27 protein-coding genes and 3 tRNA genes are annotated in these 26,584 nt (G+C 65.1%); 17 read left to right on the top strand and 13 right to left on the bottom strand.

Features of this window, described 5'->3' with window-relative positions; genetic code table 11:
- Positions 1–17 precede the first annotated feature (17 nt).
- Genes kdsA through GY769_13010 form a run of 4 tightly spaced genes read left to right on the top strand, consistent with a single transcriptional unit; the run spans position 18 to position 3,314 of the window.
- Positions 18–854, top strand: a complete 837-nt coding sequence (gene kdsA, locus GY769_13025; protein MCP4202840.1) for a 3-deoxy-8-phosphooctulonate synthase — start codon at positions 18–20, stop codon at positions 852–854.
- Positions 851–1,825 carry a KpsF/GutQ family sugar-phosphate isomerase gene (locus GY769_13020; GenBank protein ID MCP4202839.1) on the top strand — a complete coding sequence of 325 codons (975 nt, stop codon included), beginning with the start codon at positions 851–853 and terminating at the stop codon, positions 1,823–1,825. The genes kdsA and GY769_13020 overlap by 4 nt, the downstream gene beginning before the upstream one ends.
- Positions 1,822–2,382, top strand: coding sequence for an HAD-IIIA family hydrolase (locus GY769_13015; protein ID MCP4202838.1), 561 nt, complete (start codon positions 1,822–1,824; stop codon positions 2,380–2,382). Before GY769_13020 ends, GY769_13015 begins: the two co-directional genes overlap by 4 nt.
- Positions 2,379–3,314, top strand: coding sequence for a lysophospholipid acyltransferase family protein (locus GY769_13010; GenBank protein MCP4202837.1), 936 nt, complete (start codon positions 2,379–2,381; stop codon positions 3,312–3,314). Before GY769_13015 ends, GY769_13010 begins: the two co-directional genes overlap by 4 nt.
- Before the next feature lie 264 nt (positions 3,315–3,578).
- On the opposite strand, the gene tatC is transcribed toward GY769_13010, so the two are convergent.
- Positions 3,579–4,334, bottom strand: coding sequence for a twin-arginine translocase subunit TatC (tatC, locus tag GY769_13005; protein MCP4202836.1), 756 nt, complete (start codon positions 4,332–4,334; stop codon positions 3,579–3,581).
- Positions 4,331–4,645 carry a twin-arginine translocase TatA/TatE family subunit gene (gene tatA, locus GY769_13000; protein ID MCP4202835.1) on the bottom strand — a complete coding sequence of 105 codons (315 nt, stop codon included), beginning with the start codon at positions 4,643–4,645 and terminating at the stop codon, positions 4,331–4,333. Before tatA ends, tatC begins: the two co-directional genes overlap by 4 nt.
- An 83-nt stretch (positions 4,646–4,728) precedes the next feature.
- On the opposite strand from tatA, the gene GY769_12995 reads away from it, so the two are divergent.
- Positions 4,729–6,414 (top strand): PDZ domain-containing protein, encoded by a 1,686-nt coding sequence (locus GY769_12995; GenBank protein MCP4202834.1) that lies wholly within the window; start codon positions 4,729–4,731, stop codon positions 6,412–6,414.
- Here the strand turns inward: GY769_12995 and GY769_12990 are convergent.
- From GY769_12990 to GY769_12970, 5 genes are all read right to left on the bottom strand, one after another.
- Complete coding sequence (locus GY769_12990) at positions 6,384–7,313, bottom strand: histone deacetylase (GenBank protein ID MCP4202833.1); 930 nt, start codon at positions 7,311–7,313, stop codon at positions 6,384–6,386. The genes GY769_12995 and GY769_12990 overlap by 31 nt on opposite strands.
- Before the next feature lie 112 nt (positions 7,314–7,425).
- Positions 7,426–8,079 (bottom strand): hypothetical protein, encoded by a 654-nt coding sequence (locus tag GY769_12985; GenBank protein ID MCP4202832.1) that lies wholly within the window; start codon positions 8,077–8,079, stop codon positions 7,426–7,428.
- A 138-nt stretch (positions 8,080–8,217) separates the two neighbouring features.
- Positions 8,218–8,373, bottom strand: a complete 156-nt coding sequence (gene rpmG / locus GY769_12980; protein ID MCP4202831.1) for a 50S ribosomal protein L33 — start codon at positions 8,371–8,373, stop codon at positions 8,218–8,220.
- 35 nt (positions 8,374–8,408) lie between these two features.
- A tRNA-Asp gene (locus GY769_12975) sits at positions 8,409–8,486 on the bottom strand.
- 25 nt (positions 8,487–8,511) lie between these two features.
- Positions 8,512–8,586 (bottom strand) — tRNA-Val (locus GY769_12970).
- Between the two features lie 158 nt (positions 8,587–8,744).
- Between GY769_12970 and GY769_12965 the strand changes: the two genes are divergently transcribed.
- The 10 genes from GY769_12965 to GY769_12920 all read left to right on the top strand — a co-directional run bounded on the left by GY769_12965 (position 8,745) and on the right by GY769_12920 (position 17,752).
- Positions 8,745–9,344 (top strand): superoxide dismutase, encoded by a 600-nt coding sequence (locus GY769_12965; protein MCP4202830.1) that lies wholly within the window; start codon positions 8,745–8,747, stop codon positions 9,342–9,344.
- Positions 9,345–9,601: 257 nt separating this feature from the next.
- Positions 9,602–9,928 carry a winged helix-turn-helix transcriptional regulator gene (locus GY769_12960; protein MCP4202829.1) on the top strand — a complete coding sequence of 109 codons (327 nt, stop codon included), beginning with the start codon at positions 9,602–9,604 and terminating at the stop codon, positions 9,926–9,928.
- A gap of 39 nt (positions 9,929–9,967) precedes the next feature.
- Positions 9,968–10,044 (top strand) — tRNA-Met (locus tag GY769_12955).
- Between the two features lie 49 nt (positions 10,045–10,093).
- Positions 10,094–11,461 (top strand): tRNA lysidine(34) synthetase TilS, encoded by a 1,368-nt coding sequence (tilS, locus tag GY769_12950; protein ID MCP4202828.1) that lies wholly within the window; start codon positions 10,094–10,096, stop codon positions 11,459–11,461.
- Positions 11,454–11,990 (top strand): hypothetical protein, encoded by a 537-nt coding sequence (locus GY769_12945; protein MCP4202827.1) that lies wholly within the window; start codon positions 11,454–11,456, stop codon positions 11,988–11,990. Before tilS ends, GY769_12945 begins: the two co-directional genes overlap by 8 nt.
- 52 nt (positions 11,991–12,042) lie before the next feature.
- Entirely contained in the window at positions 12,043–13,998 is a 1,956-nt protein-coding gene (locus GY769_12940) for an ATP-dependent metallopeptidase FtsH/Yme1/Tma family protein (GenBank protein MCP4202826.1), read from the top strand.
- A gap of 180 nt (positions 13,999–14,178) precedes the next feature.
- Positions 14,179–14,964, top strand: a complete 786-nt coding sequence (locus GY769_12935; GenBank protein MCP4202825.1) for a TIGR00159 family protein — start codon at positions 14,179–14,181, stop codon at positions 14,962–14,964.
- Positions 14,961–15,641 carry a hypothetical protein gene (locus GY769_12930; protein MCP4202824.1) on the top strand — a complete coding sequence of 227 codons (681 nt, stop codon included), beginning with the start codon at positions 14,961–14,963 and terminating at the stop codon, positions 15,639–15,641. Before GY769_12935 ends, GY769_12930 begins: the two co-directional genes overlap by 4 nt.
- Positions 15,642–15,650: 9 nt before the next feature.
- On the top strand, positions 15,651–17,033 hold the full coding sequence (glmM, locus tag GY769_12925; GenBank protein ID MCP4202823.1) for a phosphoglucosamine mutase: 1,383 nt from the start codon (positions 15,651–15,653) through the stop codon (positions 17,031–17,033).
- A complete protein-coding gene (locus GY769_12920) occupies positions 17,030–17,752 on the top strand; it encodes a pyridoxine 5'-phosphate synthase (protein MCP4202822.1) in 723 nt (240 codons plus the stop codon). The genes glmM and GY769_12920 overlap by 4 nt, the downstream gene beginning before the upstream one ends.
- 6 nt (positions 17,753–17,758) lie before the next feature.
- On the opposite strand, the gene GY769_12915 is transcribed toward GY769_12920, so the two are convergent.
- Positions 17,759–17,974: a hypothetical protein gene (locus GY769_12915; protein MCP4202821.1), complete on the bottom strand. Its 216-nt coding sequence runs from the start codon at positions 17,972–17,974 to the stop codon at positions 17,759–17,761.
- 19 nt (positions 17,975–17,993) lie between these two features.
- Positions 17,994–19,382 (bottom strand): sigma-54-dependent Fis family transcriptional regulator, encoded by a 1,389-nt coding sequence (locus GY769_12910; GenBank protein ID MCP4202820.1) that lies wholly within the window; start codon positions 19,380–19,382, stop codon positions 17,994–17,996.
- Between the two features lie 96 nt (positions 19,383–19,478).
- Between GY769_12910 and GY769_12905 the strand changes: the two genes are divergently transcribed.
- The gene (locus GY769_12905; GenBank protein ID MCP4202819.1) at positions 19,479–21,680 is read left to right on the top strand and encodes an ATP-dependent RecD-like DNA helicase; all 2,202 of its coding nucleotides are present in this window, start codon (positions 19,479–19,481) and stop codon (positions 21,678–21,680) included.
- 15 nt (positions 21,681–21,695) lie between these two features.
- Here the strand turns inward: GY769_12905 and GY769_12900 are convergent, their stop codons facing one another.
- From GY769_12900 to GY769_12885, 4 genes are all read right to left on the bottom strand, one after another.
- On the bottom strand, positions 21,696–23,273 hold the full coding sequence (locus GY769_12900) for a polymer-forming cytoskeletal protein (protein ID MCP4202818.1): 1,578 nt from the start codon (positions 23,271–23,273) through the stop codon (positions 21,696–21,698).
- Positions 23,266–23,808, bottom strand: a complete 543-nt coding sequence (locus tag GY769_12895; GenBank protein MCP4202817.1) for a hypothetical protein — start codon at positions 23,806–23,808, stop codon at positions 23,266–23,268. The genes GY769_12900 and GY769_12895 overlap by 8 nt, the downstream gene beginning before the upstream one ends.
- 78 nt (positions 23,809–23,886) lie before the next feature.
- Positions 23,887–24,489 carry a sigma-70 family RNA polymerase sigma factor gene (locus GY769_12890; protein ID MCP4202816.1) on the bottom strand — a complete coding sequence of 201 codons (603 nt, stop codon included), beginning with the start codon at positions 24,487–24,489 and terminating at the stop codon, positions 23,887–23,889.
- Between the two features lie 33 nt (positions 24,490–24,522).
- Positions 24,523–25,329 (bottom strand): undecaprenyl-diphosphate phosphatase, encoded by an 807-nt coding sequence (locus GY769_12885; GenBank protein ID MCP4202815.1) that lies wholly within the window; start codon positions 25,327–25,329, stop codon positions 24,523–24,525.
- A 119-nt stretch (positions 25,330–25,448) separates the two neighbouring features.
- On the opposite strand from GY769_12885, the gene GY769_12880 reads away from it, so the two are divergent.
- The coding region (locus GY769_12880) for a DUF4301 family protein (GenBank protein MCP4202814.1) at positions 25,449–26,584 on the top strand (1,136 nt) is incomplete at its 3' end.

The following is a 26,584-nucleotide window of genomic DNA, read 5'->3' as shown; positions in this document are numbered from 1 at the left end:
TCGGGGGCAGGTGAGACATGCAGGCTAAGCCGCTCGACTTCGCGCCCGGTATCTCGGTGGGCGGCGCCACCCTGGCGACAGTCGCCGGACCCTGCGTGATTGAGAGCGAAGCGCAGCTCACCCGCTCGGCCCAGGCGGTCGCCGAGCTCTCGCGCGCTCTCGATCTGCCGCTGGTCTTCAAGGCCTCCTTCGACAAGGCCAACCGAAGCTCGGGGCGGAGCTTCCGCGGTCCCGGCCTGACCGAGGGGCTGCGCCTGCTCGCCGAGGTCCGCGAGGCCACCGGACTGCCGGTGCTCACCGACGTCCACGAGCCGGATCAATGCGCGCCGGTGGCCGAGGTCTGTCACGTTCTGCAGATCCCGGCGTTCCTGTGCCGACAGACCGACTTGATCGCCGCCGCCGCGGCGACCGGGCGCGCGGTCAACATCAAGAAGGGACAGTTCATGGCGCCGGAGGACATGGTGCTCGCGGTCGAAAAGGCGCGTGACGCCGGCTGCGAGTCGGTGACCGTGACCGAGCGCGGAGCCTCTTTCGGGTACCACAACCTGATCGTCGACATGCGTTCGTTCGCGATCCTGCACGCGCACGACATCCCGGTGCTCTTCGACGTTACCCACTCCCTCCAGTTGCCCAGCGCGGCGGGCACCGAGACCGGGGGCCAGCGCGAGTTCGCCGAACCGCTGGCTCGGGCCGCAGTCGCGGCCGGCGCCGACGGCGTCTACATGGAAGTCCACCCCAACCCGGATGAAGCGCGATCGGACCGGGCCACCCAGCTCGATCCGGACCGCGCCGAACGCCTGCTCGCCCAACTCATCGCGGTGCGCAAGGCCACTCTCGAGGCGCTGTCGGCATGAGCAAATTCGCTTCACCGAGCCCGCGGGACGTCGCCCGAGAGGTTCTCGAGATCGAGGCGGCGGCGGTCCACAGTCTCCTCGACCAGCTCGACGAGAGCTTCGACCGCGCGATCGTCTTGCTCGCCGAGTGCAAGGGCCGGATCGTCTGCACCGGTATGGGCAAGAGCGGCCTGGTGATGAAGAAGATCGCGGCCACCCTGTCGTCCACCGGAACGCCCTCGCTGTTTCTGCACCCGGCCGAAGCGATTCACGGCGACCTGGGCATGATCACTGACGATGACCTGATCCTCGCGGCCTCGTACTCGGGGACGACCCAGGAGCTTCAGCGACTCGTCGAATTGGTGCGCCGGCTCGGAATCGGCTTGATAGTCATGACCGGCAATGTGAACAGCCCGCTGGCTCGCAACGCCACGGTCCATCTGCCGGTGGAGATCGATCAGGAGGCCTGCCCGCTCAATCTGGCGCCCACGGCCTCCTCGACCGCGACCCTGGCGATGGGTGACGCACTCGCGATGGCGCTGCTTCAAGCCAAGGGCTTCACCAGCGACGACTTCGCCCGACTTCACCCCGGGGGCAGCCTCGGCAAGGGCCTGGTCAAGCTGCGCGAGCTCATGCACACCGGAGCCGAGGTGCCACGCATCGACAAGAACGCGACGGTCCGAGACGCGGTCCGGGAGATGTCCGCCAAGGGGATGGGCATTACCGCGGTCACCGAACCGGACGGCACACTTCTGGGCTGCATCACCGACGGCGACCTGCGCCGCCTCCTGGAGAACGGAAGCGACCTGCTGTCCGGCAGCGCCGGTGACTGCATGAAGGCGAATCCGCGCACCATCGCCGCCGACGAGCTGGCCTCGGCGGCCCTGAAGCTGATGGAAGACAATCGGATTACGGCGCTCTTCATCTGTGAGGACGACAAGCTCGAGGGCATCGTTCACCTTCACGACCTCTGGCGGCTACAGCTGTTTTGATCCACTCGAAAACGGGACTCTCGAAAGAAGAGTTCGCGCGCCGCGCACGCGAGATCGAGTGGATTCTCCTCGACGCCGACGGCGTTTTGACGGACGGCGGCCTCTACTACGATCGCAGGGGTCACGTGCTGATGAAGTTCGACGTTCGCGACGGACTCGCGATCAAGCTGGCGCAGGGCGCGGGAATTAAGATCGGCGTTCTCACCGGTCGCAGCTCGCGGGCGCTCAAGCGGCGAGCGGCCGAGCTCGGATTCGACGCCGTCATCGTCGGCTCCCGGGACAAGGCCGAGGACTTCGAGCGATTCCTGGAACAGCAGGCAACCGAGCCCAAGCGGGTCGCTTACGCCGGCGACGATCTTCCCGATTTGCAAGTACTCGGTCGATGCGGCCTGTCCTTTGCTCCGGTGGACGGGGTCGCCGAAGTGCGCGACGTCGTCCACAACGTGCTCACCCGCCGCGGAGGGTCGGGAGCGGTCCGCGAGTTGATCGAGGCGATCCTGCAAGCTCGCGGAGACTGGGAGCAGGCGGTGGAGCCGTTCACTTTCGAAAGTAGATGAAAGCCGCAACCCGGCGCCGGCTGCGAAGCCGGATCGCGCGTCCACTCACGTTCGTCTTCAAGCTCGTTGCCGGCACCCTCTCCTGGCGCTCCGCTCAGCGCCTCGGAGCCCGGCTCGGTGGCCTGATCTGGAGAGTCGGTGAGCGGGATCGCCAACGGACTCTGGCTCACCTCGAGGTCGCCTTCCCCGAGCTTTCAGAGAGTGAGCGATTCGAGCTCGGCCGACGCGCGACGACCGCCATCGGTATCAACTTCGCCGAGTACTTCCACCTCGCCCATCGCGGCCCCGGTGCCGCGGTTCCCCATCTCGACGTTCTGGGCTGGGAGCACGTCGAGGCCGCTCGGGCTCAGGCGCAAGTCGTGATGATCGCTACCGGACACTGTGGCAATTGGGAGCTCATGGGCCCGGTCTTCCGAAGCAAGAATGAGCTGCTCACCGGGCTGGTTCGCTCCATGGAGAACGAGTGGATGGAAGCGGCGATGAACCGCTTCCGCAGGCGGCTCGGCAGCGAGGTTATCGCGCGCGGAGAACCCGGTTCCGCGAGCCGGCTGCTGTCCTTGCGCAAGCGCGGTGGCTACCTCCTGGCGCTCATCGATCAGGACATTCGCGCGCAGAGCGTGTACGTGCCGTTCTTCGGCCGTCCTGCGCACACGCCGGTGGGCCCGGCGCAGATGGCGCTGCGCTGGTCGATGCCGGTCGTGCCCGGCTTTTGCGAGCGACTCGAGGACGGCTCGCATCGAGTCGAGTTCGGGCCCCGGCTGCCCCGCTACGACCGTGCCGAGGAGCTGACCGCTGCGATCACTCGCGCGATCGAGGAACAGGTGCGCAGGCGACCGGACCAGTGGGTCTGGATGCATCGCCGGTGGCGCCGCCAGCTCCCGGACGATACCGAGTTTCTGGCGCGCGACCCGGAGGGCAGCCGCAGCGGCTGAGACCGTCGCGGTCGAGCTCCGTCTCGCAGTCGGAAGGGGACACGCAGAAATCCCTGTCCTCGAGGCGCAGGTCGACTGCTGCAATGACCCCGGCAAACCGCGGCTGAGGGCCGGCCGCGTGCGCCTCGGAGCGAGCCTTTCTTCGCTCGCGGAGAGGCGACACCGGCGGCCTCTATCGGTAGTGTGGATCTGAAAACCGTCGGTGATGATAAGACGGTCGAGACAGGGCTCGACCACTACAAGGGAGCAGCTTGCCTCGGCCGGCTAGGCCGCTTTGGACTTCATTCGGCCGACCAGCGCCGCCGCACCGACGCCGAGCAGGTAGAGGCCGATCGTCGGAAGCGCGAACAGGCACAAGTTGACCACGTCCGGCGTGGGCGTGATCAGTGCCGCGGCGACAAAGATCAGCAGCACCGCCCAGCGGAAGTGGCGCATCAAGAAACGAGGCGTCACCACACCGATCTGGGCCAGAAAGAAGATCACCAGGGGCAGCTCGAACATCAGCCCCAGCCCCAGGACCACGACCATCAGGAATCGAAAGTAGCGGTCGACGGTGATCACCGGCTCGAAGGCGGCGCCCATCTTGACCAGAAAGTCGACGGCAAACGGAAACGCCACGTAGTAGGCAAACGCGCCCCCGCCGGCGAAGAACAGGGTTCCGAAGACGACAAAGGGAATCGCATACAGCCGCTCGCGCCGGTAGAGGCCGGGCGCCACGAATCTGAAGAACTGATAGAGCACGATCGGACTGGAGAGAAAGAGGGCCGCCAGAGCGGCGATCTTCACGTAGAGGATGAACGGATCGGTGACGCCCAGAAAGGCCAGCTTCTTGTCGGGCACCGCCGCGTATATCGGCTGGGCCAAGAACTCGGCCAGGTACTCGACGAAGATCCAGCAGACGGCGAAGGTCACCACCACCGCGATCAGCGACTTGACGATGCGACCCCGAAGCTCCTCGAGGTGCTCCATGAGAGTCATCCGGGTGAGCTCGGGCTCCTTCCCGGGAGCCGACTCATTCATGACTCTTCGCGGTCCCCTGAATCGTCCTCGGCCTCGGGGCCGGCGTCGCTCTCGCCGCTGTCATCGGGCTGCGGCTGCTGCGTCGAAACGTCCGGGCGAGGTACGGCAGCCGGCGGGTCCGGCTTGGCGGCCTGTTCGAACGAGCTGGGCTCCTGGTCGAATGAGCGCTGCAGATCCCCGGTGGCACGGCGAAACTCGCCCAGCGCCCGTCCCACGGTTCGGCCGATCTCGGGCAGCCTGCGTGGCCCGAACACGAGCAGCGCCAGGACGAGTATGAAGAGAATTTCGGGGAAACCAAGAGATCCGAACATGTCGCTCCGAGAACCGTAACAGATACTCGGGCCCGGTTCCCCGAAAGTCAAGTATTGAGCGGGCCTTTGATACAGTCACCGCCATGAGATCGGGCTGGAAGAAACTCTCCGTTGCGGTTCTGGCGGTCGCCATTCTGGCCGGCGGGGCCTTCGGGAACCGCGTCTTGGCGCTCTCCGACGACGCCCGCCGTGTCCTGCGCGCCTACACCGAGGTCTTACAGGTCGCGCACGACAGCTACGGCGGCGAGGTCAGCTACAAGGAGCTCGTCGAATCCTCCATCTCGGGAATGATCCGAACCCTCGATCCGCATTCCAATTTCCTGTCCGGCGAAGCCTATTCGTCGATGCGTGAGCGCCAGCAGAAGAGCTTCTACGGATTGGGAATCCTGGTCGGCATGCGCAACGGCCAGCTGACGGTCATCACGCCGATCGAGGGCACGCCGGCTTCTCGCATGGGCCTGCGCGCGGGGGACGTGATTGCCGCCATCGAGGGAGATTCCACCGAGACCATGAGCCTGGATGACGCGGTCGGCTTGCTCAAGGGACCCAAGGGCACTCAGGTGACGATTCAGATCGTCCGCGCCGGCCTCGAGCAGCTGCTGGAGATCACCATCACCCGGGACGAGATCCCGCAAAACACCGTGCGCTACGCCTACATGATCACTCCGGAGACCGCCTATTTGCAGCTCTCCGATTTCAACCGGGGTACCGGAGGAGAAGTCGCGGAGAATCTCGAACGGCTCCGGGGCGAAGGCATGGAAAGCCTGATTCTCGACCTCCGAGGAAACGGCGGCGGTCTTCTCGACCAGGCGATCGCCGTCTCCGATCAGTTTCTGGACGAAGGCGCGCAGATCGTCGAGACCCGGGGCCGAACCCGCAACTCGCACCAGAAGTTCTTCGCCACCGGTCAACCGGCCGCGCTCGACATACCGATCGTGGTTCTGGTCGGAAACGGGACCGCTTCCGCGGCCGAGATCGTATCCGGCGCGATTCAGGACCACGACATGGGCCTGATCGTCGGCACTCCGACCTGGGGCAAGGGCCTGGTGCAGACCGTGTACTCGCTGCCCTACGAAGCGGGACTCGCTCTCACCACGGCCAAGTACTACACCCCTTCCGGACGTCTCATCCAGCGCGACTATTCGAGCTACTTCGACTACCAGACGGTCGCGAACATCGGTGGCGACGAGCCGCCCCCGTCCGAGGCAACCGAGGCTACCGAAGCCACCGATACCGAGGAGCGCCAAGTGTTCCGCACCGACCTGGGCCGGGAAGTCTACGGCGGCGGCGGTATCACTCCCGACGTAACCGTCGAGCCGCTCTTTCTGAGCCCGGAAATCCAGTACCTGCTGAGCCAGAACACCTTCTTCAACTATGCGGTCGAGTACACCGCCGCGAAGCCGATCGAGGATCGCCAGTGGGTACCCGAGCCCGAGCTACTCGACGAGTTCGCCGCCTGGCTTCTAGCCAAGGAGCTGACGAGCGAAGAAGAAACCGCCAAGATGCTCGGCGACCCCGAGACCAGCGCGACCATCACGCGCTACCTGCACGCGGAGATATTCAACTCCGCCTTCGGCATCGAGGCCCGCTTCGAAGTCCTGGCCACTGGCGATCCGCAGATCGGCCGAGCCCTGGAGCTGCTCGGCGAGGCAACCGACCTGCTGGCGCGGCGACGAGGGATCGAGAACCTCGAAGAGCCCGAGGTCGCTCCGGCGGCGCTATCGGCCAGCCGAATCGATCAGCCGCTTTCTCCGGGCCCTCGCAAGTAGGTCCGAACCAGACGCGACAGAGCGGCGAGGTCGTAGCCGCCCTCGAGAACACTCAAGAGGCGGCCGGCGCAGAGGCGATCGGCCAACTCGCGCACCATGGCACCGATCTCGGAGTAGGCCGCCTCGCTCAGGCGCATGCCTCCGATCGGATCGTTTCGCCAGGCGTCGAAACCGGCCGAGACCAGGACCGCGTCAGGCCGGTGCGCCTCCAGGGCGGGCACGATCGAACCATGAATCGCGGCGAGAAACTCGCGGTCGCCGGTGCCCGCGGGCAAAGGCACGTTGACGGTCTTGCCAGCGCCCGCCCCGGCCCCGGTTTCGGAGCTCGAGCCGGTGCCCGGATAGAAGGGCCACTGATGTGTGCTCGCGAAGAGCACGTCCTCGCGCTCGTAGAAGATCTCCTGGGTGCCGTTACCGTGATGGACGTCGAAGTCGTAGATCGCGATGCGCTCGAGACCGTGATTCGAGATCAGGTGCTCGACGGCGGCCGCGACGTTGTTGAAGAAGCAGAACCCCATCGCGAGTCTGGACTCGGCGTGATGACCGGGTGGCCGGATCGCCGCAAAGGCCTCGCCGTTGTCTCCGGCGATCCAGTCGGCCGCCGACAGCGCCGCCGATGCCGCCGACGAGGCCGCGACCCAGGTTTCAGGGGTGAGCGGATTGTCACTCGAGCCCAGCAGGCCATCGCCACGCTCGACCGCTCTTCGAAGAACCTCCAGATACCCCGGCTCGTGAACGGTCTCGAGTACGGCCGTCAGTTCCGCATGCTCGGACACCTCGCGCACGTCCCACGACGCATCGAAGCCGGCGAGAATGCGTTCGAGGCGCGCCGGAGATTCCGGAAACCCGTACCCGGCGTCGTGCTTGAGGCAGTCGGCGCCGGTGAAGATGTGTGCCACGGGCGAAGTCTAGCCGACGCCGGTCTGGACCGCGCCGTCACTCAGCCTGTCGGATCGCATGAGCCGAAAGGTTCAAGCGCCGGCAAGACCGATACCGGCTCGACAGCGCAGCCTACGCCATGGCCCGGCGCTCCCCGAGGCGCACACCCTGCTTGAGCAGCCGCCGCCGCGCCCGGTACACCACCGAGTCGATACAGGTGAGACTCAGCTGCCCGGCAAAGCGAGACGAGATCTCACGGCTCGAAAGCCCCTCGAAAAAGGCCATCACCAGCACCCTGTAGTTGCGCTCGCTCTTCCGGCTGCCGGCCGCGCTCCTGCAGGTCGCCAGCAGCCGTGACTGAGCCTCTTTCATCAACGCCCGATCTTCGGGAGAGGGCTCGGTCCTGGCAACAGCGAGATCCTCGATGCTGTCGCCCAGCTCGACGATGCCGGCCCGGCTACCCCGCTTCAGCGCCCAACGAGCGCGAAGGCCGTCGCGCGCGCATCGCTCCCCGAGCCGCGCGAAAAAGGCATTCAGGGCGTTCTCGTCTCGTTCCCGACACATCCGCAAGACCCTGCGCTCACGAGCCAGGATCTTGCAGTAGCATTCCTGCAACAAGTCGGCGGCCAGGTCGTAGCGGTCGCCGTTGAAGCCGAGTCCGCGCAGCGCCCGGTGAATTCCCCAGCGCAAGGGCGGCTCGAATCGCTGCATCAAGGCCTTCCAAGCCGCTTCATCGGCCTGGTCCAGGCACCTCTCCAAAATCTGCCAACCACTGTGGTCGTCCATGCTCCACTCCTTTTTGGTAGGGAGTGGAGGCGCGATCTGTCAAAAAAGAAAAGGCCCAGCTATCGCTGGACCCACGGCAGGCAAGGCGACGGTATCACGCCGCCGCCGGGTTGACCAACTGGCGGCGCGAACGCGCTGCTACCTGAGCTTCTCTTCGACGAACTCCACGTGCTTGCGCACCTTGGGATCGTACTTCTTGAGCTTGAGCTTCTCGGTCGAGGTTCTCTTGTTCTTGTCCGTGGTGTAGAAGTAGCCGGTTCCGGCACTCGACACGAGTTTGATCTTGTCGCGCATCTGGTTCTCCGTGATCTCGTTCGATTCCTAGTGAATGGCGGGGTCGACGGGACTCGAACCCGCGACCTCCGGCGTGACAGGCCGGCGTTCTAACCAAACTGAACTACGACCCCCGCAGTCGCTACCTCCGATTCGGGTTGGTGGGAGGTGAGGGATTTGAACCCCCGACCCTCTGCGTGTAAAGCAGACGCTCTCCCACTGAGCTAACCTCCCCTCGCCGGAGGCGGTTAATGCTAATAGCCGCCAAGAGGGAAGTCAACGGTCGGCTGGCGAGGGCGGAATGTTCCATGAAACAATCGCCCCTCGACCGACCTTCGGCACCGGCGCAAGCTGGATCCGGTGCCGAAATCAGTGCCTGAGAAGGAGACCCTATGCACGAAATCCCGCAGCTCGGCTATAGCTACGACGCCCTGGAGCCGCACATCGACGCGCGCACCATGGAGATTCACCACACCAAGCATCACGCGGCCTATGTCACCAACCTGAACAAGGCCCTCGAGGGCCACGACGACCTGGCCGCGAAATCGGTCGAGGACCTCATCAGCGACATGGCCTCGGTTCCCGAAGGGATCCGCGGCGCGGTTCGTAACCACGGCGGCGGACACGCCAATCACTCGCTGTTCTGGGACGTCATGAGCCCCTCGGGGGGCGGTCAGCCGTCCGGAGGCCTCGCCGACGCCATCAACCGCGACTTCGGAGGTTTCGACTCCTTCCAGGCCAAGATGACCTCGGCGGCGGCAACCCTGTTCGGCTCGGGCTGGGCCTGGCTGGTAGTCAACGGTGACAAGCTCGAGGTCGTTCAGCGCGCCAACCAGGACAGCCCGCTCATGGACGGCCTGAAGCCCATTCTCGGAGTCGACGTCTGGGAGCACGCCTATTACCTGAACTATCAGAACCGACGACCTGACTACTTGGTGGCATGGTGGAACGTGGTCAACTGGGAAGCCGTCGGCAAGCGCCTCGGCGGCTAGATACACCAGTTTTTCGGCCTTTAGGTCGCTTTTTTGCACTATGGCGCCTCCTCGGAGGCGCCATTTTCTTGCTCAGATCTTTCGAACGGTCTCGTCGACCGCCGGTTCGAATCGCGTAAGTCGTTGAATCTTCGCTAGATGCAGATATCTATATAGGCCATTCGGCGCTCAGACCGGTTTTGGCACATCCGTTGCCCTTCTCCGAGGGCATGAACCATCGACTCTCTTCCTCCAACCGGCTCCTATCCGCCGTCCCCATGACCCCGTCCGCCGAAGTGGCTCTGACCACCGGCGGCCGTGAGCTCGACAAGTTCTTCAAGGCTCTCTCCGATCAGACCCGGCGCAGCATCCTGCGGTTGCTGCAGCGGCGCGAGCTTTCGGTAGGCGAGATCGTGGGCAACTTCAGCCTGTCGCAGCCGACCATCTCGCGGCATCTCTCGGTTCTGAAGGAAGCCCGGCTGGTCACGGATCGTCGTAGCGGACAGCACGTGATCTACCGCCTTTCGGCCGAGGCTCTGGCTCGCAGCGCCGCCAAGTTCTTCGTGCACTTCGACGAGTGCCAGGACCTGCTGACCCGCGACTAGCAGCTCGGGTATACTTCGCTGCGCTCGTGATGGGCGAACGGCGGTGTAGCTCAGGTGGTTAGAGCGAGCGGCTCATAACCGCTAGGTCGGGGGTTCAAGTCCCTTCACCGCCACCACACTTTCTTTCCGGCCGGTTCACGCAACGACCTTGTTAGGGTCTACTATGTGAGCCTTGACGGAGTTCTAGCGACCTTCTTTCGGGATCGGGCCCCTCTCGCCAGCGGCGACGTCGTCCTGGTGGCTTTCTCGGGCGGCGCCGACTCGACGGCGTTGCTCACGGCCATCTGCGACTATGCCGGCCCGCGAGGAATCCGGGTCATGGCGGCCCACGTCGACCACGGGCTCGACCCCGGGTCGCGAGAGCGGGCGGAGGCCGCGAAGAAGACGGCGACAGCGCTGGGGATCCACTTGGTCATCAGCCGCCAGGACGTCGCGCCCCAGAAGAGACGCGGCGAGAGTCTGGAGATGGCCGCGCGCAGGATTCGCTATCGAGAGCTCGAGCGGATCGCTACCGAGGTCGGCGCGCGCTACATCGCGACCGCTCTCCGCCGCGATGACCAGGCCGAAACGGTGCTGCTCCGGCTGGCCGCCGGCCACGGCTTGAGCGGTCTCGGCGCGATCCCGGCCCTTCGCGGCGCCATCGTCAGACCGCTGCTCGGGCAGAGCCGCATCGACTTGCTCGACCTGGTCCGCCGGCGCGGCCTGAGCTGGGTCGAAGACCCCACGAATCGAGACCTCTCCGCACCGAGAAACCGCTTGCGACACCATCTGCTCCCGGCGCTTGAAGCCGAGACTCCGGGGATCTCGGACGGTCTCGCTCGGCTGGCTCGGGCGGCGCGCGGCGCCAACCGCCGGCTGTCGCGCGCGCTCGACCGGCGGCTGGGCCCAGACCGTGAGGGCTCGGTCATCACCGTGTCGCGACGAGCTCTCGAGACGCTGCCCCCGGTCCTGCTCCCCCACGCGATCGTGTACCTGCTCAGATGCGCCGGCAGCCACCGCAGGCCCTCCCACCGAGCTCTCGCGTACCTCGAGTCGCTTCTGACCGCGGGGGCGCCGGTCGGGGTCGACCTCGGAGGTGGATGGCGCCTTGAAGAGGCGCGGGCCGAGAAGATGGCTCTGCTTCGAACTCCCGAGCGCACTCCGCCCTTCGCTTATAATCTGGAAGTGCCCGGGGAAGTTCACATCGGTGAGCTTTCCTCTTCGCTCCGGCTCAGAACAGGACGCGCGGAGCCCTGGATGTTCCGGGGTGACCGCCGTCGAGCCGGCCTCTCTCTACCACCTGAAACCCGGGAGCAGCTGACCGTCAGGAACCGACGCCCCGGAGATCGCGTCCAACCATTGGGCAGTTCCTCGCCGCGTAAGCTCAAAGACCTCCTGATCGACCATGGAATTCCCAAGAATGAGCGCGATCGCCTGCCCCTCCTGTGCCATAGTGATCGCATTCTGTGGGTCCCCGGCGTTACTATCGACCACGAGGCGAGAATTCGAAATGGATCAGAGATATGGGTAGCGGAGATCATCCCGGATGAGTGAAGGGCGACTACAGGTCCTGTACGACGAAGGAACCATCGCCACCAACGTGCGCGACCTGGGGCGCAGGCTGGAAGCCGATCACGCCGGCTCGACCCCGGTCCTGATCTCGATCGTCGGCGGGTCAGTGGTTTTTCTGGCCGATCTCCTGCGAGCGATCGAGCAACCGGTCCGCTACGAAGCCGTGCAGGTTCGCTACAAGATGTCGGCCGGCCAAGACGAGGTGGTCGACATCGACTTCCCCCTCAGCCTCGACGTCACCGGCCAGTCGCTGGTCGTTCTGAAGGATGTAGTGGCGACCGGCGTTATCGAGAACTACTTGATGAGTCAGTTCGTGGGCCTCGGAGCCAGGCAGGTGCGTTTCGTGGCCTTGATCGATCTGCCCGAGGAGCGCAAGTCTGATTTTCACGTCGACTACCGGGTCTTTACGCCGAGGCGCCCAGGCATTTTCGTCGGCTACGGGCTCAAGCGCGACGGGATGTTCGGCAATCTGCCGTATCTCGCGCGGCTTACCCTGGGCGAGGGTGAATAGTGGAATTTACGCTGTGCGCCGCCCGTTTCAGTAAGGCAGGAGTAATAGTCCGGTGAATCCCGCAGTCCGCACCCTGATCCTCTGGATCGCGATCTTCGTCGTGGTCATCGTCCTCTGGAATACCTTCCAGGCGGGACGCGCCAGCCACCACGAGCTGAGCTTCACCGAGTTCATGGAGCAGGTGGAGCAGGATCGCGTGGCCGAGGTCACCATCCGCGGCCAGGAGATCACCGGCACTTTCAAGCCCGGCGGGCAGTACACCGAAGAAGACCAGTTCATGGTCTTCGCGCCCGACTATCCCGACCTGGTCAGCGAGCTCCGGGAGTCCGGCATCGTGATCTCGGCCAAAGAAGCTCGCGAGAACTCGCTCATTCAGTACGTGCTCGGGTGGGCACCGTTCCTGCTCATCATCGGGCTGTGGATCTTCTTCATGCGTCAGATGCAGTCCGGCGGCAACAAGGCCCTCTCGTTCGGCAAGAGCAGGGCCAAGCTCCTCAGCGCCACCGGCAAGAAGGTGACCTTCGAGGACGTAGCCGGGGTCGAAGAGGCCAAGGAAGAGCTCTCCGAGATCGTCGAGTTTCTGAGCGAACCCCAGAAGTTCCAGAAGCTCGGGGGCAAGATCCCGAAGGGCGTCCTGTTGATGGGATCTCCGGGCACCGGCAAGACGCTGCTCGCGCGGGCCATCGCCGGTGAGGCCAGCGTTCCGTTCTTCTCGATCTCCGGCTCGGACTTTGTCGAGATGTTCGTCGGCGTCGGCGCCAGCCGCGTCCGCGATCTGTTCGAGCAGGGCAAGAAGAACGCGCCGTGCCTGATTTTCATCGACGAGATCGACGCGGTCGGACGCCACCGTGGCGCCGGCCTCGGCGGCGGTCACGACGAGCGGGAACAGACCCTGAACCAACTGTTGGTCGAGATGGACGGCTTCGAGTCCAACGAGGGCGTCATTCTGATCGCGGCGACCAACCGGCCCGACGTTCTGGACCCCGCCCTCCTGCGCCCCGGGCGATTCGATCGCCGGGTGGTGGTGGATCGGCCCGACATCAACGGCAGAACCGGAATCCTGGAAGTCCACACTCGCGAGATCCCACTGGACAAGGATGTCGAGCTCAGCGTAATCGCCCGCGGCACGCCCGGCTTCTCCGGCGCCGACCTGGCAAACCTGGTGAACGAAGCGGCCCTTGTCGCCGCCCGTCGGAACCGCACCCAGGTGGCCATGGAGGACTTCGAGTTCGCCAAGGACAAGGTCCTGATGGGCGTCGAGCGCAAGACCATGATCCTCTCCGAGGACGAGAAGACCGTCACGGCGTTTCACGAGGCCGGACATGCGCTGGTAGCCGCCTTCTGCGAGGGTGCCGACCCGCTGCACAAGGTGACCATCATTCCGCGCGGTCGGGCCCTGGGCGTGACGATGCAACTGCCGACCGAGGACAAGCACAGCTACTCGAGGGGCTACATCGAGAACCAGATCGCGATTCTGATGGGTGGGCGCATCGCCGAAGAGTTGACCCAAAAGGACATCACCACCGGCGCCGGCAACGACATCGATCGTGCCACCGACATCGCCCACAAGATGGTCTGCGAATGGGGCATGTCCGAGTTGGGTCCGCTGTCCTTCGGCAGCAAGGACGAACCGGTATTCTTGGGGCGAGACTACGCCCAGCGCAACGAGTACAGCGAGGACACCGCGATCCGAATCGATCACGAGGTCGAGCGCATCGTCAAGGACGGCATCGAACGAGCCCGCAACATCCTGATCGAAAGGCGCGACGTGCTCGACGCGCTCGCCGAGCGGCTGCTGGAGTTCGAGACCATCGACGGACGAGAAGTGTATTCGCTGATCAACGAGATGACCGGCCTCGACCTCGCGCCCAGTCTGCCGGACGAGCCGTCCGCGCCCCAGGACGAGAGCGCAGGCGACGAAGGCTCGGAAATCGAGACTCCCGACAGCGAGCGCGAGCCCGGCGGTCTGGGCCTGCCGGTACCGCCAACTCCCGATCCGGTCTCTTGAACGGCAGCGATGGACTGCCGCGGGCTGCTAGACTAACGAGCCAACGGGCGGGCTTGCGGTGTTGATGACGGCGTTGAGAGTCGACAAGAAGAATCTGCATCTGCCCTGTTTGTTCTGCGCCGTCCGCAGAAAGCCCGCGAGCCGGCACCGGGCGGCGCCGGTCCCGGAGGTCGCACTCTGATGGACCCGACTTCACTGCTAGAGATCGTAACCTGGCGAGATCTCATCGATATCGCTCTCGTCGCCGTTGTCTTCTACAACCTTCTCCTCTTGATTCGCGGCACGCGCGCGGTACAGGTGCTACTGGGAATGGTCTTTTTCGCCGGCGTCTACTGGGCCTCCAGGCTGGCCAAGCTGGCGACTCTCGAGACCATCCTGAGCGGTCTCTTGATCGTCCTGCCCTTCGCCGTCATCGTCCTGTTTCAGCATGAGATCCGACGGGGCCTGGCAACGTTCGGACGCAATCCGCTCCTGGCCTTCGGCTCGCATCAACTGACCGAGACGACCATCCACGAGGTGGTGCTCGCGGCCTCGGCCCTGGCCACCAAGAAGACCGGAGCACTGATCGTTCTGCAGCGACTCGAGGGTCTGCGCAATTACGTGGAGAACGGGATCCGTATCGATTCCCGAGTCTCGTACGACCTGCTCGTCAACATCTTCACACCCGGGACCCCCCTGCACGACGGCGCGGTTATCGTCTACGACAATCGCATCGCGGCCGCCTCTTGCTTTCTCCCGGTCAAGCTCGACTCCGAGATCTCGACCGAGTTCGGCACGCGCCACCGGGCGGCTCTCGGCATCTCGAGCGAGACCGACGCCCTCGCCGTCGTGGTTTCCGAGGAGACCGGCGGCATCTCGCTCGGAGTCGCCGGCGAGCTGATCCGAAATCTCGACTCCAAGGCGCTCAGAAACCACCTCTACCGCTACCTGATCACCGAGCTCGGAGCCGCCGAAAGCAGCGCATGACGAAGAAGCAGACACTCTGGGCTCTGCGCGCCTTGGCGCTGGGACTCGCCGTCGGAACCTGGGCCTTCGTGACCTCGTCGCGAGCCGATCAGACCGAGACCGCGGAAACCACCATCGAGCCTTCGGTGCAGTACAACAACCCCGGCTCCAGCGATCTCATCGTGCTCGACCCGGTCCTCCGGGTTCAGGTGAGGCTGCGAGGTCAGACCAATCTGATCAGCGCTCTCAACCCCGCTCAGGTCAGCGTCGTGGTCGATCTTCGCAATGCCGAGCAAGGACCGATCGAGGTGCCGTTGGCGCCGGACAATGTCGTTCGTCCGCAGGGTCTGGAGGTTCTCTCGATCCAGCCGAATCTGCTCAGCCTGGAGGTCGACCGGGTGATCAGCGAATTCCGGCCGGTGTCGGTGCGGCTGGCGGGCGAGCCGGCCGCCGGCGCCGTGGCCGGTGTTCCCGACGTGGTCCCGCCGCGGGTGCTGGTCCAGGGGCCGGAGTCGATCCTGGCGACCGTCGACAGCCTGGTCACCCGTCCGGTACTGCTGGACGGTCACGCCCTCGACTTCGAGGAGCAGGCTCTGGTCGTGTCGCCCAGCCCGCTGGTCCAGGTGATGCAGCCCACCGTCGTCACTGTCCGAGTGCCCCTGGCGCTACCGAACTCCGGCCAGGAAGATGACTCGTAGGGACCGTTGTTGAGGGCTCCAACTCGGCTCTTCGGCACCGACGGAATCCGCGGCCCGGCCGGCACCGCGCCCCTGGACCGAGCTTCGCTGCTCCGCTTGGGCCGGGCCCTGGGCAGTCTGCTCTCCGCCGAGACGTCCTCGCCCAGCGCGATCATTGCCGGCGATACCCGCAGCTCGACGCCGACAATCAGCTACTGGCTGTCACGCGGCCTCGAGGAGCGCGGCTGTCGCACGCTTTACGGCGGCGTCCTGCCGACGCCGGCGGTCTCGCGCTTGGCGAAAGCGCGAGCTGCCGACGTGGGCATCGCGGTTTCGGCGAGCCACAATCCCTTCCCCGACAACGGCGTCAAGTTCCTGGACGGCCAGGGCTTCAAATGGTCACGCGAACGCGAGACCGAGCTCGAACGCCGCTTCGCCCTCGAGCCCGAGAGCAGTGAGTCGGAGGGGTCCGAGACCCTCGGGCCCGCGGCTGACCTCGAGCCCTCGAGCGCCCTGGCGCAACAGTACATCTCGGAGCTCACCGCGCTGTTTCCTCCCGGTGCGCTCGCTGGCTTGTCGATCGTGCTCGACACCGCCCACGGCGCGGCCACGGGCCTGGCAACCGACTTCTTCGAGAGACTCGGCGCCACGGTCGTAGCGCTCGGCAACCGACCGGACGGTTCCAATATCAACCAGGCCTGCGGCTCCACGGATCCCGAGTCGGCCGCGCGCGCGACCGCAAACCACCGTGCGAACATCGGCTTCGCCTTCGATGGTGACGCCGACCGCGCGGTGGCCATCGACGAGACCGGCACCTTGCACGACGGCGACGCCATGCTCTATGTCCTCGCCACCTGGCTCTTGCACGAAGGCAGGCTCGAGCCGCCACGACTGGTGGCGACGAGCATGAGCAATCTCGGACTCGAAACCGCGCTCGGGCGAGAGGGCATCAGCCTCCTGCGCTGTGACGTCGGGGACCGGGCAGTAGTCGAGACACTCCGCTCGGAGGGTCTGGTTCTGGGCGGCGAGCAGGCCGGGCACATCGTCCATCTCGGCCTTTCATCGACCGGGGACGGTCTGCTGGTGGCCGCCCTGCTCGCCCAGGCCGTGAGCTCATCTGGGAAATCGCTGTCGAGCCTGACCGCCGGCTTCCGCCGCTTCCCGCAGATCCTGCGCAACATCCGAGTGACCAGCAAGCCGGAGCTCGGATCACTGCCGCGGGTGATGAGCGAGGCTCGGCGGGTGGAAGAGCTACTCGGCAACCAGGGCAGGCTCGTGCTGCGTTACAGCGGTACGGAGCCGCTGGCGCGAGTGATGATCGAAGGCCCGGACCAAGAGCAAATCGAAGGGCTCGCCGAGAAGCTCGCGGCTACGATCTCCCACGAGATCGACGGAATCGAAGAGAGCCCATGACCAGACTCTCCGTGAACGTCGACCACGTCGCCACCCTGCGCCAGGCTCGGGGTGCCGACTATCCGAGTCCTCTCGAGGCCGCCGCCCTCGCGGAAGCCGCGGGAGCGCACGGAATCACCGTCCACCTGCGCTACGACCGGAGGCACATTCAGGACGCCGACGTCGGCGCGCTCCGAAACTCGGTGCGGGGCAAGCTCAACCTGGAAATGTCGGTCGAGCCCGAGATGGTGGTTTTCGCCGTGGCGACCCGGCCCGACCAGGTCACGCTGGTTCCCGAGCGCCCCGAAGAAGTCACCACGGAAGGAGGACTCGACCTCGTGCTCAGAGCCGCCGAGGTCGAACGTGCCGCCCGGACCTTGACCGAAGCCGGGATCTCCGTCTCCCTCTTCCTGGATCCCGATCCCGAACAAGTCCGAGCCGCCGCGCGCCTCCTCGAAGTGGTCGACGGCTTCGAGATCAATACCGACCGCTACAGCAAGTGCGCCCCCGGCGAAGCGGACGAGGAGCTGGAGCGAATCGCCCAATGCGCCCGTCTGGGCGCGCAGACCGGGCTGGCTGTTTACGCCGGGCACGGGCTCACATCCGGGAACGTCGGCCCCATCGCGGCGATCGAAGAGATCGAGGAGCTCAACATCGGCCACGCCCTGGTGTCGAGGGCGGTCTTCGTCGGCCTGCGAGAGGCGATCGGGGAAATGCTGGCGTCGATGAGCCGTGGCTAGCAGCCGCTAACGCTCGACCTCGATGCGCTCGGCGGCGGGCACCTCGGCCTCCTGACCGATAATCACCGTGTTGGCGATCGGCAGCAGCACGCGATGGGTGTTCTCACCGAACTTCAAGTTGACTTCGTAATAACCGTGCGGACTGATATTGAGCAGATCGCCCCGGGAGCCCTTGATCCCCAGAATCTCGTTGTGGATGAGGACGCCAAAAGGTAATTCCATGCGTGGGTCTCCTAAACTCCTAGATCTCCGAAGTTCCCGCCTCGCGGTACTCCTTGAGCTTTCGTTGCAGCGTCCTGAGCCCGATGTCCAGGATCGCGGCCGCCTCGGCGCGCTTGCCTCCGGTCAACTCGAGGGTCTCGAGAATCGCCCGGCGCTCGATCTCGGCCATCTTCAGCGGCGCGCCGACCAGGCTTTGGATGGTTCCGCTCGACCTCGCACCCTGCTGCCCCCGACGGACGTTGACGGGCAGGTCCTCGCTCCCCACCTCCTCGCCCTGATGGAAGATCACGAGCGACTCGAGCACATTGCGTAGCTCACGAACGTTGCCGGGCCAGGCGTACCCGGCCATCGTCTCCAGAGCGCCCTGGGACAATCGCTTGGGCGATCGACCGTGCTCGGCGCACAGGCGCTCGAGAAAAGTTTCCGCAAGCAGCGCCAGGTCTCCGAGCCGAGACCGCAACGGCGGCACCGCTATCGTTACCACCTTCAGCCGGTAGTACAGATCTTCGCGGAACTTGCCCTCGGCCACCACCCGCTCGAGATCCCGATTGGTCGCCGCGATCAACCGAAAATCGACGTCGAGAACCTCTCCGCTGCCCACTCTCATGATGGCGCGCTCTTCGAGAACTCGCAGCAGTTTGACCTGGAGCTCGGGATAGAGCTCGCTGATCTCATCCAAAAACAAAGTGCCTTTGTGGGCCATCTCGAACTTGCCGATCTTCCTCGACACCGCTCCGGTGAAAGAGCCCTTCTCGTGGCCGAACAGCTCGCTCTCGAGAATGTCGGGCGGGATCGCACCGCAGTTGATCGCGAGAAAACGCTCATCTCGCCTTGGACTGGCCTGGTGGAGGGCGTTGGCGACGAGCTCCTTGCCGGTGCCGCTCTCGCCGATGATCAAGACACTCGACCGGGTCGGGGCCACCAGTCGCATCTGCTCGAACATCCGCTCCATGGGCTCGGCCTTGCCGATGATGCTCTCGAAGCCGAAGCGTTTGTCGAGACGTTGGCGCAGGGTCGAGACCTCCTCCCTGAGCTCGCGGTTCTCGAGCAGATTGGTAACCCTCTGGCGCAGCTCATAAAGGTCCACGGGCTTTGTCAGGTAGTCGTCGGCTCCGACGCGCATGGCCTCGACGGCCGACTCGATCGAGCCATACCCGGTCACCAGAATGACGCGCAGATCCAGCTCCCGCTCGGCCGCCGCTTCGAGGAATCCGAGACCGTCCATTCCGGGCATGCGCAAGTCGCAAATCGCCAAGGTAACGCTGGGAGTCTCCTCGATGAAGGCCAGCGCCTTGGCGGCGTCGTCGAAGGTGCTGACCGACCAGCCCGCCTTCTCGAGCGCGATCGCCATCGACTCGCGCGAGCCCGTTTCATCGTCGATCACGACGACGGTGGGAGTCTTCGCCATAGCGCCAAATTGTCGCACAGAGCCCGGACACCGTCGACTCCCCGGTCCGGCCGGTACCATACTCGATTCGCATACACTTCTATCTCCGCTCAGCCCATGCCTCTCCCACCGACGAAACCGCAAGCGCTCGCGAGTCTGACCGGCATCGTCGCTCGAATCGTTTTCCGCAATCCCGACAGCGGCTGGACCGTTCTCAAGCTCGAGACCGAGGACGGCCGCACGGTTGGAGCGGTCGGTCGCATGCCCGGAGTCCAGGTTGGTGAAGCCCTGCGGCTCGATGGCCGTTGGCAGCGGGATCCGAAGTACGGCCGCCAGTTCCGGATCGATTCCTACTCGAGCCTGGAGCCGACCTCCCTGGAAGGGCTCGAACGCTTCCTCGGCAGCGGCAGCCTTCCCGGCGTGGGCCCGGCGACCGCCAAGAGAATCGTACGCCGGTTCGGAGAGTCGACTCTCGAGCTTCTCGACAACGAACCCGAGCGCCTGGTGGAAATCAACGGCATCGGCAAGATCAAGGTCGCTCGCATCGCCAAGGCCTGGAAGGAACAGCGTCTCGCACGCGATGCTCTGATCTTTCTCCAGCAGCACGACGTCTCCGCTGCGCTGGCGGTTCGGATCGTCCGCCACTACGGCAACGCCTCGATCAGCGTCGCCAAGAGCAACCCCTACCGGCTGGCGGAAGACGTCTCGGGAGTCGGCTTCAACCTGGCCGACCGCCTGGCTCAGAAACTGGGGCTGGGTCACGATACGGTCGAGCGCGCGGCCGCCGGCCTGCTGTTCGCTCTGCGCCGGGCCTCGGCCGACGGCCACACCTATCTCGGGCGTGACGACCTGCTCGAGCGAGCGGCGGCGATGCTCGAACTGGACGTGCAACGACTGCGGCAAGGCCTCGGCTCTCTGGCCGAGCGGGGAGCCGTGATTCAAAAGACCGCCCGCAGCCGGGAGACGGTGGCTCTGGCCGAGCTCTCGCGGGCGGAGACCGCCATCGCCAAACGGCTCCTACGAATTCATGGCACTGTCTCCCCGGCGGTGGTCTCGAGTCTCGATGGCGCCCTCGAGTGGTGGCGGAAGCGACAGGGGCTCGACCTGGCTCCGGCCCAGGAGTCGGCTCTGCGCCAGGCGCTGAGCCAGAAGGTCATGGTCTTGACCGGCGGCCCCGGCACGGGCAAGACGACCCTGCTCAAGGGCATTCTGGATATCTTCGAGCGCAAACAACAGCGCGTCCTCCTGGCGGCTCCGACCGGACGAGCGGCCAACCGGCTCAGCGAGGCGACCGGCAGCACCGTCAAGACCGTTCATCGGCTGCTCGAGTTCGACCCGCATACGATGCGTTTCCGCCGGGATCGCCAACTTCCACTCAAGGCGGACCTGGTGGTCGTGGACGAGGCGTCGATGCTCGACGTTCCCCTCACCTACGCTCTGTTGCAGGCGGTGCCGGATCGAGCGCGACTTCTTCTGGTGGGCGATGTCGATCAGCTGCCCTCGGTCGGACCCGGCAAGGTCCTGCAGGACATCATCGCAAGTGAAAAGCTCCCCGTGGCCAGGCTCGAGGAGATCTTCCGCCAGGCCGAGGCCAGCAGGATCGTGGTCAACGCGCATCGCATTCGGCGCGGGCTGGCTCCGATCGACGAGCGTGTCGGCGCCGACTCCGACTTCTTCTTTATCCAGCGCGACGAACCCGAAGAGGTGCTGCGTACGCTGAAGAAGCTCGTCTCGGAGCGAATCCCGCGACAGTTCGGTCTCGACCCCAAGCGAGCGATCCAGGTCCTGACGCCGATGCGGCGCGGCCTCCTCGGAACCGACAACCTCAACCGGGAGCTGCAAGCCCTGCTCAACCCCGCTCAGAGCCCGGCCCGAGACGCTGTCGGGCCACGGTTCCGCCCGGCGGATCGGGTCATGCAGATACGCAACAACTATGACCTGGACGTCTTCAACGGCGATATCGGCACGGTCCTGACGACGCCGACGAACGGCTCACGGATCACGGTTGCGTACGACGGCCGTCGGGTCGACTACGAGGGGCCGGCTCTGGAGGAGTTGGTGCTGGCCTATGCCTGCACGGTTCACAAATCGCAAGGAAGCGAGTATCCCTGCGTGGTCATACCGGTCCATACCCAGCACTTCGTGATGCTCCAGAGAAACCTGATCTACACCGCGGTCACGCGAGCGCGCAAGCTGGTGGTACTGGTGGGTCAGATGCGAGCGCTGAGGATCGCGGTCTCGACGCGGAAGGAAGAACAGCGTCAGACGTCGCTGGCGGCCGAGATCGCCTCCTCGAGCCCGTTCATCAGCTCCTCATAGCAGGACGGCCCGCGGTCAAAGGTGCTCGGACTGCTCGTCGGAGCCCGGCGGCTCGTACGTCTCGGCGGCCCCGCCAGCACTATCGCCTGCCGCGCCCGCCGCGCCCGCCGCGTCTGCGGATAGCGCCGAAGGCTCATCCCAGTCCGGGGCCGGCGGTAGCGGCTCGTTGGAAGGGGCCGGCGCAGCCGGACCGCCCTGGTCTCCCCAGGTCCCAAATCGCGTCAGCACCGCGCCGCCCAGGCCCACGGTCCAGGCCACGTAGATCACCAGGCAGCCGAAGATCACGAACATGGCGGCGAAGAACTTGATCGGACCGGGGCCCAAGGCCAGGAATTCGCCCACCAGCGCCAGGATCTCGATCAGGCCCACACCCAGCAGCAGCGAGAAGTAGGGACTTCCGAAATCCCAGCCGAAGCGCTTCTCCGACCAGCTGCCGAGCCAGTAGGCCACCGCCGTGTAGCCGAGAAACGCGACCAGGATGAAGCCCAGAATGGCGAACGGCACCAGCAGCAGCAACGGGATCCCGATAATCGAGATCAACAGCACGAGACACACCAGGACCAGCACTGGCACGCAGAGAATCTGGGTCAGCAGTCCGACCAGACCCGATTTCCACGGCTCGTCGGCGACCTTCGTGGCGATCCTCTCGACCGGATTGCGAGCTATGAGATAGACCAGGCAGGCCAGGAGCGCGCAGAACAGGACCCCGATCAACTCCCAGCCGGCCTCGAAAAAGCCGAACCAGCGAGCGCGGTGCCCCCATCTGTGGGCCCTGTCCGTCAGGCCCCAATCCCGGCCCCAGTCGCCCCAGTCGCCCCAGTCGCCCTTGAAGTCCCCGAAGTTGAAGCCCGGGCCGAACGGCACCTCGATCACCTGCCCGGCAACCTCGACGCTCTCGTCCTGTTCGACCGAGCCGCCCACGCTCACCACGTCGCCCATGACGCGGGCGCCCTCCTCGAGCTCGATCGAGCCACCCACAACCGCCAGGTCGCCGGTGATCTCGCCACTGACCGTGGCCGAGCCACCAATGGCTACCGCGTCTCCGATGACCTGCCCATCGATGGTCAGGCTCCCACCGAAGACCACGATGTCCCGATAAACGTCATCCTCTTCTACGGTCAGGCTGTTACCGACGACCACCTGAGAGTCCGACCGATCCCGGTGGCCACGGTCCCGCCGGCGCTCGCTGCGCTCGGCCCTCTCCTGTTCACGCTCTCGCTCGGACTCCTCGCGGGCGACGGACATCTCGTCGTCCTCGACCGATCTGGCCGCCTCGCCGAGCTCGAGGACGGTTTCGGCCAGGTCTCCGAGCCGGGCTTCCAGCTCGTCTTCCGAGATCCGCTGCCCGTCAATCGCGAGGCTGTCGCCCTTGACCTCGATGGTGCTGACACCCAATGTCTCGTCGACCGGCTGGAGCAGCCAACCGTCTTCGACGGGAAGAACTTGAAAATCCGCTTCGAGCGCCGCAAGCGCCGCTTCGACCTCTTCCGACGCGGCGGCCGCGGTCGTAGCCAGGGCGAGGGTGGCCATGACGGCCAGCACCAACGCGGCCAGCACCGCGGCGATCTTCCTGTTCTTGTTTGCCTCACGCATGATACGAACTCCTCTCAACGGCAACCAGACCGGCCAAGACCCGGAATGTCGCCAATCCAAACAGCACAGTCGCGAACATGAAACCCAAAACCTGTGGTGTCGCCACGACCTCGGCGGCGGTGGCTCCGGCCCGTCCGATGACGTCCCAGAGCGTGTATCCGGCGGCAAGGCGGCGGGACACGGCGGCCAGGAACCCGGCCCCCACATCGACGATCCAATTGGCGCTGCCCTTCAGGCTCAAGGAGGACAGCAACGCCGGCGCGTAGAGCACCGTCGCCAATCCCGACAGCGCCAGAGCGGTCGCGACCGCCCATCGATACGCCCAGTGGGGCTTGTGCCCCGATTGCGAGGCCGGTCTCGCGGTCAGCGGGGCGAGACCCAGCTGCGCCAGCGTCCTGCGGGCGAGCTCCGGACTCGGAGCCGGCACGGGAAGAGCACGAAAGACTCGCAAAAGGGCCCGTTCGGCGGACGCATCGCTGCCTCGTCGCTCGATGTCGAGCCAGCTCTCGGTTGCTTTTTTCAGCTTACGACTCATTTCGACTCCCGGCGTCGGCCGCCTTCCTTGGACCTTACGACCCTTCGATGGACTGTGTTTCGCAACTTTGACCTTAATCTACCGTCGACTCTTGGCGTGAACGCCAGGGTCCCAGCCGCGGCTCTCGAGCGCTTCCGCCAGGGCCTTGCGAGCACGGTAGAGATGTGTCTTGACCGTGCCCAGGGCCAGACCCGTGATCTCGGAGATCTCTTCGTAGGACAGGTTCTGTTGAAAGCGAAGAACCAGGACCTCCGCGTACTCGGACCTCATGCCGGATAGAGCGAGCTCCATGTCGTGCGCCAACTCGCGATGCGTCATCGCTTCTTCGGGCGAAGCATCCGTGGCCACCGCCAGGAAGGCGAGACCGCCGCCTTCCTCGTTCTCGCCGCCCGCCTCCAAGGAGACCGTCGGCAGCTGCTTGCGCCGAACGTGATCAATGGTCGTGTTGTGGGCGATGGTGAACAACCAGCTCGAGAATTTGCGGCTCCGATCAAAGGTCGCCAAAGCCCGGAACGCCTTGACGAAGGTCTCCTGGGTCAGATCCTCGGCCAGGGCCGGGTCCCTCACCATGCGGACAACGATCGAGAAAACCGGCCGCTGGTACAGCTCGAGCAGATGGGTAAACGCCTCTTGCGATCCCGCGAGCGCTCGCTCAACCCAGTGCTTGTCATGGTTTGCCATCCTCGGTCGAAGCGCTGAAGAACGACGTCCGCCTCACCGCCAGACTGAGACCAGAATCACGAGACCCAGAACGACTCTGTAGGCCACGAAGAGCGAGTAGTCCTGCTGTTTCACCCAGCTGATCAAAAAGTCGATTGCCAAATAGGCCGCTACGCCCGAGACGACGAAACCCATCAGGAACGCCATCGCGCTCATTTCCAAGGTCGCGCCACTGCCGACGTCCAGCAGCTGTTTCGCAGCCACCAGAACGCTGACGGGTATCGCAAGCAGAAATGAGAACCTCGCGGCAGCGGCTCTCTCGTAACCGAGAGCCAACGCCACCGTCATCGTGATGCCCGCGCGAGAGGTTCCGGGAATCAAAGCCAGGGCCTGCCCCAGCCCGATCAACAGCCCGTCGCGCCAAGTGATCGTCTCGAGCTCGCGCTCATGGCCGCTCTTGCGGTCTGCGACCAGCAAGACGATCCCGAAGACGATCGAGGTCATCGCGATCAGGACCGGTGCGCGCCCGGTCGTGGCAACGAAGCCACTCAGCAGAGCCCCCGCCAGCGCCACCGGTACCGTACCGATCGCGAGAGCCTGGACCAGCGTCATCTGGGTGCGCCTTTCGGTTCTGGGCGTATCTCGGGAAACCACCGCTCGAACCATCGAGGAGATGTCTTTCCTGAGGTAGAGGAACACCGCCAGCATCGACCCGAGGTGCACCGCGATGTCGAAGTACAAACCCTGGTCTTCCCAACCCAGGAAGTACGAAGTCAGGATCAAGTGGGCCGAGGAGCTGATCGGAAGAAACTCCGTGACGCCTTGAACCAATCCCAGGAGGAGAGCATGAGGACCGGTCATCGGAAGTGTCTCCTCAACTCGATTCCTCGCGCACAGGTCATTCTAATCGGAGTACCAGTGTCGTCGTGCGCAAGGCTCGCCGACTCGGGACGCTATACTCACGCCGCCCGCGAAACGTCATGCGACCCGGCCTTCAGTTCTCGAGTACCGACAGGAAGGATCTCGAGCGCCGCGGCATCACGCTGCGCGAGGCCGAGCAACAGCTGGCCCTGCTCGAGAGCCCACCGCCGCCGATCCCGCTACGGCGGGCCTGCCGACCCGGCGACGGCATTGCGATTCTGGCTCCGGAGCAGGCGGTCGAGCGCGAGCGCGCCTGGGACCTGGCCGTTGAGAACCTTCGAGTCGTCAAGTTCGTCCCGGCTTCCGGTGCTGCGACCCGGATGTTCTCGCTCCTCGAGAAAGCCTCCGAATCTCTGGCCGATCCCAGCCGGCGGGAGCTCGCCCGAGCAGCCGGCCGAGGCGATGCCGCGGCCGGCCAGGTTCTCGAGCTCGCCGAGCGGATCGAGGAGATGCCGTTCGCCTCGGCGCTGGAGCGCCTGGCCATCGAGCGCTCGACGACACTGGCCGACCTCAAGGAGTGGCCTCTTCGTCTCGCGGCGCTGGTCGCCGGTGCCGAGGGTCTGGGCCTGGCGTCGTTGCCCAAGGGGCTGGTCCCCTTTCATAGTTACGACTCGCGGGCCCGAAGCGCCTTTGAAGAACACCTCTACGAGGCCACCGGCTACGCCCAGGGACGCGACCAACTCCTGGCCCTCCATTTCACGGTCAACCGCGAGCACCTGGGCGCGTTCCAAGAAGCCACCGAACGTGCGGAGCCCACCGCCCGGCGGACAGCGGGAGCCCGATTCGAGATCGAGTTCTCGATTCAGGACCCCTCCACGGACACGCTCGCGCTCGCGGCGAACGGCGTGCCGTATCGATCGAGTGCAGGCCATCTGGTGTTTCGCCCCGCCGGTCACGGCGCACTGATCACCAATCTGGGCCGCATCGACGCCGATGTGATCTTCATCAAGAACATCGACAACATCGCTCCGGCCTGGCGTCATCAGCATTCGGCCGTCTGGAAAAAGCGCCTTGGAGGACATCTCCTCCGTTTGAGAACCGCTATTTCCGAGCTACTCGACAGGCTCGAGCGGGGCGACGCGGGCGCCGCCGAAGATGCTCTCTCGTTCTGCCAAGACCACCTGACTCTCGGACTCTCCAGCCAGATCACAACCGAACCGCCGGCTACGCTTCGCGCTTTCCTCATCGAGCGGCT

Source organism: bacterium (assembly GCA_024224155.1).
Taxonomy (GTDB): Bacteria; Acidobacteriota; Thermoanaerobaculia; order Multivoradales; family JAHEKO01; genus CALZIK01.
This window is presented reverse-complemented; position numbering and strand designations above follow the sequence as displayed.

What these genes read in the sequence shown, in the direction of transcription:
- kdsA (MCP4202840.1), top strand. Translation starts at nt 18, where the DNA reads ATGCAGGCTAAGCCGCTCGACTTCGCGCCCGGTATCTCGGTGGGCGGC.
- GY769_12910 (MCP4202820.1), bottom strand. Translation starts at nt 19,382, where the DNA reads ATGGCGAAGACTCCCACCGTCGTCGTGATCGACGATGAAACGGGCTCG.
- GY769_12945 (MCP4202827.1), top strand. Translation starts at nt 11,454, where the DNA reads ATGAGTGAAGGGCGACTACAGGTCCTGTACGACGAAGGAACCATCGCC.
- GY769_12915 (MCP4202821.1), bottom strand. Translation starts at nt 17,974, where the DNA reads ATGGAATTACCTTTTGGCGTCCTCATCCACAACGAGATTCTGGGGATC.
- tatC (MCP4202836.1), bottom strand. Translation starts at nt 4,334, where the DNA reads ATGAATGAGTCGGCTCCCGGGAAGGAGCCCGAGCTCACCCGGATGACT.
- tatA (MCP4202835.1), bottom strand. Translation starts at nt 4,645, where the DNA reads ATGTTCGGATCTCTTGGTTTCCCCGAAATTCTCTTCATACTCGTCCTG.
- GY769_12890 (MCP4202816.1), bottom strand. Translation starts at nt 24,489, where the DNA reads ATGGCAAACCATGACAAGCACTGGGTTGAGCGAGCGCTCGCGGGATCG.
- GY769_12900 (MCP4202818.1), bottom strand. Translation starts at nt 23,273, where the DNA reads ATGCGTGAGGCAAACAAGAACAGGAAGATCGCCGCGGTGCTGGCCGCG.
- GY769_12885 (MCP4202815.1), bottom strand. Translation starts at nt 25,329, where the DNA reads ATGACCGGTCCTCATGCTCTCCTCCTGGGATTGGTTCAAGGCGTCACG.
- GY769_12895 (MCP4202817.1), bottom strand. Translation starts at nt 23,808, where the DNA reads ATGAGTCGTAAGCTGAAAAAAGCAACCGAGAGCTGGCTCGACATCGAG.
- GY769_13010 (MCP4202837.1), top strand. Translation starts at nt 2,379, where the DNA reads ATGAAAGCCGCAACCCGGCGCCGGCTGCGAAGCCGGATCGCGCGTCCA.
- GY769_12905 (MCP4202819.1), top strand. Translation starts at nt 19,479, where the DNA reads ATGCCTCTCCCACCGACGAAACCGCAAGCGCTCGCGAGTCTGACCGGC.
- GY769_12965 (MCP4202830.1), top strand. Translation starts at nt 8,745, where the DNA reads ATGCACGAAATCCCGCAGCTCGGCTATAGCTACGACGCCCTGGAGCCG.
- GY769_12935 (MCP4202825.1), top strand. Translation starts at nt 14,179, where the DNA reads ATGGACCCGACTTCACTGCTAGAGATCGTAACCTGGCGAGATCTCATC.
- GY769_12920 (MCP4202822.1), top strand. Translation starts at nt 17,030, where the DNA reads ATGACCAGACTCTCCGTGAACGTCGACCACGTCGCCACCCTGCGCCAG.
- rpmG (MCP4202831.1), bottom strand. Translation starts at nt 8,373, where the DNA reads ATGCGCGACAAGATCAAACTCGTGTCGAGTGCCGGAACCGGCTACTTC.
- GY769_13020 (MCP4202839.1), top strand. Translation starts at nt 851, where the DNA reads ATGAGCAAATTCGCTTCACCGAGCCCGCGGGACGTCGCCCGAGAGGTT.
- GY769_12985 (MCP4202832.1), bottom strand. Translation starts at nt 8,079, where the DNA reads ATGGACGACCACAGTGGTTGGCAGATTTTGGAGAGGTGCCTGGACCAG.
- GY769_12960 (MCP4202829.1), top strand. Translation starts at nt 9,602, where the DNA reads ATGACCCCGTCCGCCGAAGTGGCTCTGACCACCGGCGGCCGTGAGCTC.
- GY769_12930 (MCP4202824.1), top strand. Translation starts at nt 14,961, where the DNA reads ATGACGAAGAAGCAGACACTCTGGGCTCTGCGCGCCTTGGCGCTGGGA.
- GY769_12995 (MCP4202834.1), top strand. Translation starts at nt 4,729, where the DNA reads ATGAGATCGGGCTGGAAGAAACTCTCCGTTGCGGTTCTGGCGGTCGCC.